Here is a 13,218-nt window from a genome sequence, read left to right as displayed (position 1 = left end):
GATCAGAACCTGTGGACGCCGTAGGTGCTGGGTTTGACTTTTCGCGCACGCGCCTCAATGCAGGTTTCAAGACAGAATCCCAGTACGCGCCGCGTATCGCGTGGATCGATGACACCGTGGTCGATACAGCGGCCTGAGGTGTAAAACGCGTTCTCCTGTTTGGTGAAATGTGCCGTGATTGCTGCCTTCTGCGCCGCCAGTTGGTTTTCGTCCGGCTCGATCCCTTTTCGTTTGAACCCTGCCCGAGCGACCATCTCCATCGTACCGGCAGCCTGCTCACCCCCCATCACTCCGGTAGAAGCGTTTGGCCATGCAAACAGGAAATCCGGATCATAAGCGTATCCGCACATCCCATAGTTGCCCGCCCCAAAACTGGCGCCGATGTACAGTGTGATTTTGGGCACATCTACCGAGGTCACGGCCTGGATCATCTTGGCCCCGTGTTTGATCATGCCACCCTGCTCGTATTGGGTGCCAACCATGAAGCCAGTTATATTGTTCAGGAAAATCAACGGAATGTCTGCCTGGCCACAAAGCTGGATGAACTGAGCGGCCTTGTTCGCACCGGCTGGGTCCAGCGGGCCATTGTTACCGAGGATGCCTACGGCGATACCGTTGATCGCAGCTTGCAAACAGACGGTTGCCGGACCGTAGCCCGGTTTAAAGTCTTCAAAATCCGAACCGTCCACGATACGTGCCACGACTTCGCGAACATCATAGGGAATGCGATAATCGGTTGGGACGACACCGGCGATCTCATCCGGGTCGTATTTGGGCGGCTCTACCGTTTTAATGCGCCTCAGAGGCAGAGACTTGTTCCAATCCAGCCGCGCCATCACGTCTCGCGCCAATTCGACCCCGTGCGCGTCATCTTCAGCCAGATACTCTACAAGCCCTGAGGTGGTGGCGTGCATCTCGCTCCCGCCCAGATCGCGATCATTAGCCTTCTCGCCGGTAGCTGCATAAACCAGCGCCGCACCAGCCAGAGCCGCCATACCGTTCTGCTTTACGCCCACCACATAATCGGCGAGCCCCGGCATATAAGCCCCGCCCGCGGTTGAAGGTCCGTGCAACACAGCAACATTGGGAAGGCCAGCAGCAGAATGACGGGCCAGATTGCGGAACAGTTTTCCGCCGTTGGCCCAGAACTCGACCTTGTACTCCATCAGGTTCGCACCGGCGCTTTCGACCAGATGCACAAATGGCAAGTTCTGTTTATGCGCCATATCCTGCGCGCTCAGGAATGCCACGCCTGACATCTCGACCATCGCGCCAGCTTTGATCCCGGCGTCGTCGACTATAATCATGCATCGGACACCGGAAATGAAACCGATCCCGATAATGAGCGATGCGCCCGGCACTGATTTCTCTGGATCGTTGCTGTCGACGCAATACCCCGCCAATCCGTGCAACTGCAAAAATGGCATCCCCGGATCCAACAGATGTGCAAGGCGATCGCGTGGGGTGATCTGACCACGGGCTTCCATCCGTTCGCGGCGTTGCTCGGACAAGGCCACGGGCCGCGCCTCAAGCGCGCGCATCTCATCGACCAGAGCCAGCATGTCGGCTCGGTTCTTTGCATAGGTTTCAGAGTCGCGGACGACCTGGCTTACAAAGCCCATCAGATACCTCCTTGCTCGGAATTGGCGATCAGCCGCGCCGGAATTCTGACCGGTGTGGCCAGCAGAAGCTGGGCGAAGCTTTTTCCTTGTGCATCGTTGCGCAGAGACGCGATGCCGCCTCCACCCAAAACTTCGTGCAGCAGAATGTTCATGGAATGTGTGCCGGGCAGATAAAATCGTTCAACTTCGCCGGACAGATAATCAGAGAAAACGGCTGACACTTTTTCCTCTGTCAGCGCAGACCAGATATAAGGCATGTAGGCTGCGTGTCTTGCGATGATACCGATATTGGCCTTGTCACCTTTGTCCCCCGAACGCGCCCAGGCCAACTCCTCCAACGGACAAGACACCCAATCCATCACGTCCGCTTCTGCGGGTTCAGGAACTTCTCCTTTGATAAGTTTTGGTTCATTCGTAGTGATTTCAGATTGTTGATAGGGGATGTTTTTCCCTTCCAGGGTCACACGGTAGGAAAGCGTGACCGCGGGAACTAAAAATGAAAACAAGGCAACGACCGGCGAAGGTTTGGGGCGTCCTCCCCCGGTGAATATGTGCAGACCCGGCGGAGCAGCGAGAGCTGCTCCGGTCATTTCGCGCAAAAACAGGCCCGCTGCTCGAGCATCATCGTGTTTTACGGCCGCCTTGAATGAAATTTCTTCGTAGTCACTGTCACCGGGCCGCCCGCCATATGCTTCGAATGACACTTCCCGGTAGTCGGGGGCGCCCAAGCGATTCAGTATGGCGCGGGCACGATCAAGCCCGGCTTGAGCGAAAACTTCGGCCTTTTGGCGGGCCTCGCGACCGTTGATTAGGAAAGTCATACCAACACGATAGCCATCAACCCAAGTCGCCGACACTTTGAGTTGTCCAGTTGGTGCGCGCCCTCTGGCACCCGTCACCGCCACCCGGTCAGGCCCCGCCTGTTCCATCCTGACTTCTGAGAAATCGCAAACCACATCCGGCAGTATATACGCACGCGGATCACCGATCTCATACAGCATCTGCTCGCAAACAGTTGCCGGTGTTACGCATCCGTTGGTGCCCTCGGGCTTGGTCAGGACCATCGAACCATCTGCACTGATCTCGGCAACCGGATATCCGATCTGCGCGATATCGCCGGCCAGTTTCCAGTCGGTGAAATTTCCACCTGTGGCCTGAGGGCCGCATTCCAACAGATGTCCCGCCAACGATCCTGCTGCCAGCAGATCATGATTACCCTGGCCCCACCCAAAGTGATGCATACAGGCCGCCAGCGTCAGGGCACTGTCAACACATCGCCCTGTAACGACGATATCCGCCCCAGCTTTCAACGCGGCCACTATCGGGCCGGCACCGATATAGGCGTTGATGGACGCGATCTTTTCGACTGCGGGCATCGGAGTTCCGGAAAACATCTCGGTACGATCCGCAAACTCCGCCGCACGCGGCAGCAAATCATCACCTTCGACTACCGCTACCTTCAGGTTAAGCCCAAGCTCAGCAATTTCAGCGCGCAAGGCGTTGGCGCAGGCCATCGGGTTGACACCACCCGCGTTCGAAAGAACTTTTACGCCCAGTTCGTCGATCCGGCTCAGGTTTTGGGCCATGACCTCGGAAACAAAGTCCACAGCATATCCCTTTTCCGAATCCTTCAGGCGAGCACGCGCCATGATCGACATGGTGATTTCTGCCAGATAGTCATAGACCAGAAAGTCCAGATCCGGATCGCGCAACAACTGCCGTGTGGCGTGGGGCGCATCACCCCAAAACCCGCTTGCCCCTCCGATCCGCAGAGAATGCTTCACGTAACGTCTCTCCCGCCTGTCGGTGACTCCGCACTTTACAGACCGACTGTTCTGTTTTTATGATTTGTCGATTACATCGGTCAACAGTGATCTGCCAACACGACGCCACGGAACATGACGGAAACAACATCCAAAAAGCCCAAGGCTCAGGATCAACGATCTCGGGATATGCAGGCTAGAATCTGCAACGCTACGGTCGCTTGTCTGGATCAACTTGGCTATGCCGAGACAACTTTCGCCAAGGTCCAAGCCAAGGCGGACATCTCGCGCGGGGCCATCACGCATCACTTCCCGACCAAGCAAGCACTTGTTGCCGCGACTGCAATGCGGCTTTTGGACAATGCGCAGAGCCCGATCTGGAAGCAGGGCAGCACTCCCCCGCCTGTCTATGATCTGATCATGTCCTCCTGGAGCAACATCGTAAACTCTTCGGGCGGTCGTGCGATCGTCGAGATTCTGGTTGCATGCCGAACTGATGCGGACCTGTTCGGGCTGCTCGAACAGAGCCTGAAGGACTGGGACAAATCCAACCTGAACCTCATCGCCAGTCAGTACGCCAGCGTTTCAGGTGACCGAGACGACACCGAATTGCTGTGGAGCATTTCCCGGAATTTCTTACGCGGTCTTTTGTTGCACGAAAAATTCGTTTCATCACCAGAATATCTGACGAAGATGATGGGACGGTTTGCGCGAATGATGGAAATCCAGCTTCGCGTTGTTTCCCCGGACAACGCCAAGATTGAGGAAGTAGAATGACAATGTCATCCCCCTTCATGACGCCCGAACGGGCGGCTTTTCGGCGCGATTTCGGGCGTTTTGTTGATGCAGAGATCAAGCCTCACATAGAACAATGGGAAGCGGATCGCGGAGTTCCTTGGGAGTTGCATGCTGCAATCGCGGAGTTTGGCGTCTTTGGTTTTGGAATCGATGAAGAATATGGCGGCTTGGGTTTCGACAATACGTTCATGCGTCATGACTACAGCGAAATTCTGTTTGGATGTGGCGCGTCAGGTATCGGCGCGGCGGTAGGTGGTCGTACGATCTCGATCAGCCCGATTGCACAATTCGCATCTGAAGAGTTCAAGAAAACGGTCCTGCCGGAGATTATCGGCGGGCGAATGATGTCTGCCCTTGGCATAACAGAGCCCGGCGCAGGATCGGACGTGGCCAATATCAAAACCCGGGCCGAGTTCAAAGGCGGGAAATGGATCCTGAACGGCGAAAAAACCTACATCACCGGTGGGATGGATGCCGAATGGTTTGTGATTGGCGCCCGCACCGGGGGTCCGGGACTAGCCGGGATTTCCTTGTTCCTTGTTCCTTTCGATGCACCGGGCTTCAGCCGCACCCCGCTGGGTGGCAAAATGGGTTGGCATAGTTCGCAGCAGGCGACATTGCATTTCGACGATTGCGAACTTGATGTGGACGCGCTTTTGGGGCCTGAAAATAAAGGCTTTATCGCGATCATGAACAATTTCAATTTTGAACGGTTGGGGCTGACATCTGCTTCACTGGGCATGATGAAACTGTGTTACGACAGCGCGCTTGCGTGGGCACGCGAACGCGAGACCTTTGGAAAACGGCTGATTGAGCACCAGGTGGTCGGCCACAAATTTGCGGAAATGTCTGCCCGGATCGATATGAACGAGGCATATATCGAGCGCATCTGTTGGACGATTGAGCAAGGCTTGATGCCCGTTGCAGAACTAGCCAAGGCCAAGGTACAGGCGACAAAATCGCTGGAATTTGTCGCCTCCGAGGCGATGCAGGTTTTTGGCGGTGCGGCCTACATGCTGGGCAACCCGGTCGAACGTGTCTGGCGCGAGATCAAAATCATGGCAATAGGCGGCGGTTCGGAAGAGATCATGCGCGATCTGGCGGTGCGACAGATGGGCCTAGCAGGCCAATAGTTGTAAGTTCAGAGGTCTGAGACGCGATAAGCGCGCGGTGTCAGACCAGTCCATCCCCTGAAGGCACGAATAAAAGAGCTGGCCTCACTAAACCCGGCGCGCGCCGCAATAACTTCGATGGACAGATCCGTTGTTGTCAGCAAACGTACAGCCAGATCGCGCCGGACCTGCTTACGCAGGTCCGAATAATCCACGCCTTCAAGCTTCAGACTCCGACGCAACCTGTGGCTGGGCATGTTCAGGTTGCGACCGACCTCGTCCATATCCGCAAGTCTGCCTTCACGGGTCAGAATTGCATCAATGGTTAGTGCGGCCTCAAGCGCCAGGCCTGTGGTGCCGTCCACCGGTAAAAAAGCGTCCAGAGGCGTACGCCGGGCATATGCCATGGCCTGTTCTTCCGTGCGTACAAGCGGCAATTTCATCAGGTTTCGCGGGATTGCCAGACCGCTGCTAGATTGCTCGAACCGTACCGGCGCCTGCATGAACATCGCCCGATAGATCGGCGCATGGGGCGGGCTGGGATAGTCGAACCAGGCCCGGTTGACGGCGCCTTTATTGCCCGCCAGCCAACTGAGCATTCGATTGACCAGTACCATGATCATTTCAACCGCAAGCTCGTTGAGCACCACTCGCCCGGGTATGCGCACCATCTCGAATATGGCGCTCTCACCCTCTTCGCGAAACGTGTAGCGGAATGAATTGTCTATAATGTCCATGAATTGGACTGTTCGACGATAAGCATCACCCAAGGTCTCGGCGTGACTTGCGTGAGCGGCAAGTATGGCCGTGCTTCCAATGCGCTGCCGCCGTTCCTGCAACCCCCCTAGTTCATCATCGAGTGTCAGCGTGACTGTGCGGACCAGTTTGACAAAGTCTGGATGAGATATTGGACGCGCCGCACTATCTAATCCGGCATGTCTTAGAATAGCCGCGGGATCGCCCCCGCGCCGCGTCACACCCTGTAGTAGATTAACAGCAAAAACCGCCGGAATGAGAACCGCCATTCATGTAAGATAATGTCTATTTTTTTGTATCACCAGATCATTGTTGCCTGCCTATCTGGCTGTCACGCTGCGCGCTGAATAGAGTTTGGAGGTCCCTAATGGCGAACGCCGCCTATATCTACGATGCCATCCGCACGCCGCGTTCGCGTGGCAAGGCCAGCGGAACACTGCATGAGGTCAAACCCGTCCAACTGGCCGCAGGACTGTTGCGCGAATTGCAGAGCCGTCACGATCTGGATACCAGTCGCGTTGGTGATGTGGTGCTGGGTTGTGTCTCACCCGTGGGCGATCAGGGCAGCGATATCGCCAAAGGCGCAGTGCAAGCTGCACATTGGGACGAATCCGTGTCGGGCGTACAGTTGGACCGCTTCTGCGGGTCCGGGCTGGAGGCGGTGAATACGGCAGCCGCTAAGATCATCGCCGGGCAAGAGGACCTGATGGTCGCAGGTGGCGTGGAATCCATGAGCCGCGTACCCATGGGGTCATCCGGTGGTGCGATGTATCTGGACCCTGACATGATCATGGATCAGCGGGCCGTCCCGCAGGGCATAGGTGCCGATCTGATCGCTACCATCGACGGCTACAGCCGAGAGGACGTTGATGCTTTTGCAGTAGAAAGCCAGCGCCGCGCTGCCCACGCACGTGACAGTGGTTGGTTCGACAAATCCGTGGTTCCGGTTCGCGATGAAGGTGGCCTGATCATCTTGGAGCGGGATGATTTCATCAAACCCGACACCGACATGCAGAAGCTGGGCGCCCTGAACCCGTCCTTCGCGGCCATGGGCAGCTATGGCTATGACGACATGGCCCTGTCAAAATACCCCGAAGTAGCGCGCATCAATCACGTTCATACACCCGGCAACTCTTCGGGCATCGTGGACGGATCCGCTTCGGTTCTGATCGGGTCGGAACAGGCAGGCAAGGATCTGGGGTTGGAGCCGCGCGGTCGCATCGTGCAGGCCACAATGGTGTCTACAGACCCGGTCATCATGCTGGCGGGTCCCGGGCCGGCTGCAAAAAAATGTCTGGATAAGACCGGACTGACGGTAAACGATATCGACCTGTGGGAAATTAACGAAGCCTTCGCCTCGGTCGCCATGCGTTACATGAAAGATTTGGGTATCGATCATGAGATCACCAATGTGAACGGTGGCGCAATCGCCATGGGCCACCCTCTGGGAGCAACCGGCGCGATGCTGGTTTCGACCATGTTGGATGAGCTGGAGCGGCGTGACGCCAAACGCGCAATGCTGTCGCTGTGCATTGGTGGTGGCATGGGTATCTCGACCCTGATCGAACGCGTGTAAGGAAGGATCAGATCTATGGCATTTGCATATGAAAAAGACGCCAATGGCATCGTGACTGTCACCATGGACATGGACGGTCCCGTAAATGCGATGAACGACGCCTTTCTGCCGCAGTTCCGCGAAGCCGTGGATAAGATCGAAGCCGAGGACAATCTGAAGGGTGTCATCTGGACGTCGGCCAAGGAAACGTTTTTTGCCGGTGGCGATTTAAACATGCTGAAATCCATCAGTCCGGATGGGGTCGAAGCCCTGTTTGAGAACGTGGAAGGCACCAAAGCTGTCATGCGCCGGCTGGAGAAATTGCCGGTCCCTGTCGTCGCTGCAATCAATGGTGCGGCGCTTGGCGGTGGCTATGAAATCTGCCTGGCTTGCAATTATCGCATCGCTGCGGAGAACCCTAAAACCAAGATCGGTCTGCCTGAGGTCACGCTGGGCCTGCTGCCCGGTGGTGGTGGCACGGTGCGCCTGACCTGGCTGTTGGGCCTTGAAGCCGCGATGCCTTTCCTATTGGAAGGTCGTCAGGTGAATCCACAAAAGGCATTGGCCGCGGGACTGATCCATGAGGTCGTTGCCCCGGATCAGCTGCTGGACCGCGCAAAGGAGTACATCCTGTCGGTTCAGGGAGACGAAGCAGCAGTGACACAGCCCTGGGACACAAAAGGCTACAAAATCCCCGGCGGCCCGTCGGCATCCCCCAAGAATGCGCCGCGCATCGCAGGCGCTGCGGCTATGTTGTTCAGAAAAACCAAAGGATTGATGCCCGCGCCAACGCGCATTCTGGACATAATGACCGAGGCCGCGGGTCGTATCGATTTCGATACAGCTCAGCGCTACGAAAGCCGCCGCTTTGCTTCGCTGACACCGCTGGCTCCGACCAAGAACATGATCGAGACACTGTTCTTTGGCATGAACAAGGTTAATGGCGGAGCGTCACGCCCGCAGGATGTCCCACGCTCAAAAGTGGAACGCCTCGGCATTCTGGGTGCTGGTATGATGGGTCAGGGCATCACCTATTCGGCGGCGATGGCAGGTATTCCAGTTGTACTTAAGGATATGACGCTTGAGGCTGCGGAACGTGGCAAGGCCTACACCGAAATGCTGTTAAACAAGCGTGTCGATAAAGGGCGCATGACGCCGGAGAAGCGGGATGCGGTGCTGGCGCTGATCACGCCGACCGACAAGGCCGAAGAAGTCAAAGGATGCGATCTGATCATCGAAGCGGTTTTCGAAAAGATCGACATCAAGAATGCAGTATTGGCCGAACACGAGGAACTGCTGGCCGAAGGCGGTTTCTGGGGATCAAACACCTCGACGTTACCTATCACGCGTTTGGCGGGAGAGGCGGGTAAGCCGGAAAACTTCGTTGGGCTGCACTTTTTCTCGCCCGTCGACAAGATGCCGTTGCTTGAGATCATCGCAGGCGACATGACCTCGGACGAGACTCTGGCGCGGGCCTTTGACTTTGCACGCCAAATCAAAAAGACGCCGATTATCGTAGGCGACAAGACCGGGTTCTACACCTCGCGTACCATTGGCACAAAGATGCTTGAGGCCGCACAACTGGTGGCGGAGGGGCAGGATCCGTTGCGCGTCGACAACCTGTCGCGCCTGACGGGTATGCCAACCGGAATGCTCTCTTTGCTGGATGAGGTACAGTTGAAGCTTGTAGATGACATTTACAACACGCAAGTACAGATGGGCCTTCAGGATCCGACAGAAGAGGTGACACCTGACGCCCGCAAATTGGTCCGTGAACTGGTTGCTGAGCATGACAGACCCGGCCGAGCGGCTGGCAAGGGGTTCTATGACTATTCTGCCGATGGCAAGGAAATCTGGTCAGGCTTAGCAGCGTGGCGCAAAGAGGGGTCAGACCTGCCTGATCAGGACATTCAGGACCGCATCATGTTCCGGGCTATCCTGGAAACCCTGCGCTGTCTGGAAGAAGGCGTGCTGCGTTCAGTCGCGGACGGCAATGTTGGTTCGATCCTGGGCATCGGCGCCCCTGTTCATACCGGGGGATACATCCAATTCGTCAACACCTACGGGCTGGGCCGGTTCGTGGCCCGGTGTGAAGAACTGTCCTCTAAATACGGCGACCGCTTTGCACCACCTGATATCCTGAAGAAACACGCAGCAGATCAAGTGGAGTTCTGCTAGTATTAAATCATCAGACAACAAAGGGGGCGGGGTGCTGACAATGCGCCTCGCCCTTCTTTGCGTGCATAGTTTAGATCAATATCCGATACTCCATGGTGAGACCGATGCACCAGTTAAGAACGATCTACACTCTGGGATCCGATCTTCCCGACATATTCTGCAATATGATGTGTCAGCTTTTGTTTGGACAACGCGGCGATTGCTTTCGGTAAGTTCTGCAGTTCCCCCTTTCGGGCGACAACAGTCAGCGTACGTGAAAGACCAACCACCGGCAACTCAAGCAGGCGAAGCTGCATGTTCTCGACCATCCCGTCAATCAACAGGGTTGGCGTCAAAAGGCTGAAACCTTGCCCTGCAGCCACGCAGGAGGTCACCATGCTCGAGCGATCGGCCTGAATCACTCTATCCGGTTCAAACCGCAGCCTGCGAAGATGTTGGGCAATCTGGCGGCCCGCGTTTGTTGTATCTCTAAACCGAACCAAAGGTAGCTTTCTTTGGATCGCCTCAAGGCTGCTTGTTGGGCCGTCATAGTCAGCGGGTAGAACCAGCAAGTAGTCTTCTTTCAATATGTGATGCCGCTCCAGCCCGTCCATATCGAGGAACGGGTTCGAGGTTATCGCAAGATCGGCCTGTTTTGTGCGGAGAAGATGCTCGTGATTGCCACTCTGTCCTGCGTGAAGGGTGATGTCCTCGACCCCAAACTCCTGTTGGGCCAGCGTAACCAGCGACGGCGTCAAGGTGGTAGCGATCGAAGCTTGAATACCCACGCGCAGCAGATTGATAGAGCCTTCCCCAATGTGGCGTAGTTCAGATTCCATATCGGAAAGGGCATGCAAAATTTTCTGGGCTCGATTGTGCAGCCGCATTCCGGCGTGGGTCAATCGTGCTGGCCGAACACTGCGATCAATCAGCTGGGTGGCAAAGGCCTTTTCCAACGCGGCTATATGTTGCGAAGCTGCGGGTTGGGACAGGCCCAACAACCGTGCGCCAGAACGCATTTGCCCAGTTTCGGCGACAGCAATAAAGACCTCGAGAGAGCGGATCAGGCCAGGTGATAGAGTTCGACGGTCGGGCATGAGATCATCATTAGTATAAGAATACCTAATACTGTGCGAATATGATTGGAAACTGTCAATCCGGCTGCGACGTTGCGCACATGGAACGTCAACGAAGACATAAGCGCCGAGATGCGAAACGAGCCCCCGCAGCCGAGCCTCGTACTCCGTTTGTCATGCGAAAACTCTCGACGTTCAATGTTCTGAGCGAAGCGGGATTGGAGCAGATTGAAGCCAATGCCGATCGCATTCTGGCAGAGACCGGGATGGAGTTTCAGGACGATCCAGAGATTTTGAAGATTTTTGCCGACGCGGGGTGCGATGTTTCAGGGACAAGGGTGCGTTTCGCCCCGGGGTTCTGCCGCAACAAGATCACAACCACTGCTCCGTCCGAATTTGTTCAGCATGCGCGGAATCCAGCGAACAATGTGCAACTTGGCGGAGACGCAACTGTCTTGTGCCCGTCTTGGGGGCCGCCTTTCGTCCATGATCTGGATCGGGGGCGGCGCTACGCCTCCTTCGATGATTTCACCAATCTTGTGAAACTCCATCACAGCCTGCCGTGGCTTCACCATTCTGGCGGAGTTGTTTGTGAGCCGGTCGACCTGCCAGCCAACAAACGACACTTGGATATGCTGTACGCCCATATCCGATACTCTGACCGGGCATTCATGGGAGCGTTTATCGGAGCCGAACGCGCGGGCCATGCAATTGATATGGCGCGTATTTTGTTCGGCGCAGATTTTGTCGCCGAAAACCCGGTTTTGTATTGCGTTTCAAATACAAACGCTCCGCTGGTGATGGATAGCCATATGTCCGGAGCGTTAAAGACCTATGCGCGAGCGGGACAGCCCGTCGCTTGCACGCCTTGGGTTCTGACCGGGGCGATGTCACCCACAACAGTAGCGGGGACCCTCGCGCAAGTGCTTGCTGAAACCATGGCGGCCATGACGCTGGTTCAGCTTGTCGTGCCGGGCGCGCCCTGCCTGATGGGTAGCTTTGCGTCAACGATGTCGATGAAATCAGGTGCGCCCACATTTGGCACGCCCGAGGCTGGATTAATGGTATTGGCCGCCGGGCAGCTGGCCCGCAGACTGGGCGTGCCATTGCACACTGTCGGAACGCTCAGTTCATCAAAAGTACCAGACGCACAAAGCCAGCAAGAGGCAGCCTGGGGTTTGATGATGTCGATGTTCGCAGGGGCAAACCTGATCAATCATGCCACCGGCTGGCTGGAAGGAGGATTGGTCACGTCCTTCGAAAAAACGATCATCGATCACGATCTTTGCGGTAAGGTAGCGCGTTTCTTTGACGGGATTGACCTGAGTGAAAATGCACAGGCCATGGAAGCAATCGCAGCCACGGGACCGGGGCAGCACTTTCTTGGATCAGAGCACACTCAAGCCAATTTTATGACGGCCCTATTCCGACCCTGGACACCTGACGACAGCTCTTTTGAGCAATGGCAAGCCGACGGATCGAAAGACGCCGCCAAACGCGCCAACACAATCTGGAAGGAACAGCTCCAGAATTACGAAGATCCTAGTCTTGATCCGGATATAGATGCCGCGCTGAAAGACTATATCGCGCAGCGGAAATCGGAAAAACCTGATCAGGATTACTACTGATGGGCCTGCATTTCTGCGATCTCCCGCATCTCTGCATAAAACGGCTCATGATGGGCCGAGATTCCAACGTAAGGCTCGCCAAGCGCGGCAAGCTGGTCTGCGGCATTCGTTTGCGTTGGTTTTCGTATCGCGCCGCTTTGCAAAACTTCGCGATGCCAGCCTTTGACGGCCTCCCATCCTGCAGGTACCCGATCATCCCAGGCAAAAGCGTGGCTGGCGAAATCCAATCCGATATGCGCCCAATAGCGGCGCAGGGTTTTCTCTGGGTCGTCTCGCAATTGATCAGCCGTCAGGACCAGCGGATCCTGCCCCAAAGAAACCAGCGCGTGATACATGCGATGCTGCGCCTCATGTCCCAGTTCGGTCCGTGTGAACGCCGGATCGCGTCGGGCATAGGACAACGCCGCTTCGGTCGGATCACGCAGCAGAAATGCGTGGCTCATCTGTCCGGCAAAGTCCCGATCCTTCGGCAACGTTTCAGCGACATAATACGCCATATCTTTGAAGAACACCGGGCTGGCTTGCGCCTTTTCGCAGATCATCTCACGAATGTCGGCATAGGTGGTTGGATGCCCCGGTTCAGGCGCAAAGTCAGGAAACAACCTGTCCGTGGTGGTCAGATAGTGATGGTACATGAATGGCTCATGCAGCACGGTCAGATCGCCTCGTTCACGCATAATACGTTCGAAGGCCGTGGAGACCGATCGCGGATGACACCAGAGAGCGTGAATTTTCATAAGGCAAAATCTGG

The 13,218-nt window shown here is 56.1% G+C and carries 10 protein-coding genes; 5 read left to right on the top strand and 5 right to left on the bottom strand.

Translation table 11 applies throughout. The features are described 5' to 3' along the window. Window positions 1-2: 2 nt before the first annotated feature. Together ACR0CW_RS17490 and ACR0CW_RS17485 are read right to left on the bottom strand one after the other, a co-directional pair. Window positions 3-1,622: an acyl-CoA carboxylase subunit beta gene (locus ACR0CW_RS17490; RefSeq protein ID WP_480788768.1), complete on the bottom strand. Its 1,620-nt coding sequence runs from the start codon at window positions 1,620-1,622 to the stop codon at window positions 3-5. After that, on the bottom strand, window positions 1,622-3,406 hold the full coding sequence (locus ACR0CW_RS17485; protein ID WP_480788767.1) for an acyclic terpene utilization AtuA family protein: 1,785 nt from the start codon (window positions 3,404-3,406) through the stop codon (window positions 1,622-1,624). The genes ACR0CW_RS17490 and ACR0CW_RS17485 overlap by 1 nt, the downstream gene beginning before the upstream one ends. Window positions 3,407-3,520: 114 nt before the next feature. Here ACR0CW_RS17485 and ACR0CW_RS17480 point away from each other — a divergent pair, with 114 nt between their 5' ends. Together ACR0CW_RS17480 and ACR0CW_RS17475 are read left to right on the top strand one after the other, a co-directional pair. Further along, entirely contained in the window at window positions 3,521-4,162 is a 642-nt protein-coding gene (locus ACR0CW_RS17480) for a TetR/AcrR family transcriptional regulator (protein WP_480788766.1), read from the top strand. Next, on the top strand, window positions 4,159-5,316 hold the full coding sequence (locus ACR0CW_RS17475) for an acyl-CoA dehydrogenase family protein (RefSeq protein ID WP_480788765.1): 1,158 nt from the start codon (window positions 4,159-4,161) through the stop codon (window positions 5,314-5,316). Before ACR0CW_RS17480 ends, ACR0CW_RS17475 begins: the two co-directional genes overlap by 4 nt. Before the next feature lie 8 nt (window positions 5,317-5,324). Here the strand turns inward: ACR0CW_RS17475 and ACR0CW_RS17470 are convergent, their stop codons facing one another. Then, the gene (locus ACR0CW_RS17470) at window positions 5,325-6,320 is read right to left on the bottom strand and encodes an AraC family transcriptional regulator (protein ID WP_480788764.1); all 996 of its coding nucleotides are present in this window, start codon (window positions 6,318-6,320) and stop codon (window positions 5,325-5,327) included. 98 nt (window positions 6,321-6,418) lie between these two features. On the opposite strand from ACR0CW_RS17470, the gene ACR0CW_RS17465 reads away from it, so the two are divergent. Next, window positions 6,419-7,627: an acetyl-CoA C-acetyltransferase gene (locus ACR0CW_RS17465; protein ID WP_480788763.1), complete on the top strand. Its 1,209-nt coding sequence runs from the start codon at window positions 6,419-6,421 to the stop codon at window positions 7,625-7,627. A gap of 15 nt (window positions 7,628-7,642) precedes the next feature. Continuing rightward, complete coding sequence (locus ACR0CW_RS17460; protein WP_480788762.1) at window positions 7,643-9,784, top strand: 3-hydroxyacyl-CoA dehydrogenase NAD-binding domain-containing protein; 2,142 nt, start codon at window positions 7,643-7,645, stop codon at window positions 9,782-9,784. Window positions 9,785-9,897: 113 nt separating this feature from the next. Here ACR0CW_RS17460 and ACR0CW_RS17455 read toward each other — a convergent pair whose 3' ends face one another. Next, on the bottom strand, window positions 9,898-10,860 hold the full coding sequence (locus tag ACR0CW_RS17455) for a LysR family transcriptional regulator (protein ID WP_480788761.1): 963 nt from the start codon (window positions 10,858-10,860) through the stop codon (window positions 9,898-9,900). 80 nt (window positions 10,861-10,940) lie between these two features. Between ACR0CW_RS17455 and ACR0CW_RS17450 the strand changes: the two genes are divergently transcribed. Beyond that, window positions 10,941-12,467 carry a trimethylamine methyltransferase family protein gene (locus ACR0CW_RS17450; RefSeq protein WP_480788760.1) on the top strand — a complete coding sequence of 509 codons (1,527 nt, stop codon included), beginning with the start codon at window positions 10,941-10,943 and terminating at the stop codon, window positions 12,465-12,467. On the opposite strand, the gene ACR0CW_RS17445 is transcribed toward ACR0CW_RS17450, so the two are convergent. Further along, window positions 12,461-13,204 (bottom strand): sulfotransferase-like domain-containing protein, encoded by a 744-nt coding sequence (locus tag ACR0CW_RS17445; RefSeq protein ID WP_480788759.1) that lies wholly within the window; start codon window positions 13,202-13,204, stop codon window positions 12,461-12,463. The two genes, ACR0CW_RS17450 and ACR0CW_RS17445, sit on opposite strands and share 7 nt — an antisense overlap. Window positions 13,205-13,218: the final 14 nt, after the last annotated feature.

It is taken from the genome of Ruegeria sp. CH6, from assembly GCF_056537005.1.
The sequence above is the reverse complement of the archived record's forward strand: the minus strand, read 5'-3'. Positions and strand labels throughout refer to the sequence as shown.

Excerpts from the sequence above, each read along its gene's own strand:
- ACR0CW_RS17455 (WP_480788761.1), bottom strand. The coding sequence starts at position 10,860 with ATGCCCGACCGTCGAACTCTATCACCTGGCCTGATCCGCTCTCTCGAG.
- ACR0CW_RS17470 (WP_480788764.1), bottom strand. The coding sequence starts at position 6,320 with ATGGCGGTTCTCATTCCGGCGGTTTTTGCTGTTAATCTACTACAGGGT.
- ACR0CW_RS17465 (WP_480788763.1), top strand. The coding sequence starts at position 6,419 with ATGGCGAACGCCGCCTATATCTACGATGCCATCCGCACGCCGCGTTCG.
- ACR0CW_RS17445 (WP_480788759.1), bottom strand. The coding sequence starts at position 13,204 with ATGAAAATTCACGCTCTCTGGTGTCATCCGCGATCGGTCTCCACGGCC.
- ACR0CW_RS17475 (WP_480788765.1), top strand. The coding sequence starts at position 4,159 with ATGACAATGTCATCCCCCTTCATGACGCCCGAACGGGCGGCTTTTCGG.
- ACR0CW_RS17490 (WP_480788768.1), bottom strand. The coding sequence starts at position 1,622 with ATGGGCTTTGTAAGCCAGGTCGTCCGCGACTCTGAAACCTATGCAAAG.
- ACR0CW_RS17460 (WP_480788762.1), top strand. The coding sequence starts at position 7,643 with ATGGCATTTGCATATGAAAAAGACGCCAATGGCATCGTGACTGTCACC.
- ACR0CW_RS17480 (WP_480788766.1), top strand. The coding sequence starts at position 3,521 with ATGACGGAAACAACATCCAAAAAGCCCAAGGCTCAGGATCAACGATCT.
- ACR0CW_RS17450 (WP_480788760.1), top strand. The coding sequence starts at position 10,941 with ATGGAACGTCAACGAAGACATAAGCGCCGAGATGCGAAACGAGCCCCC.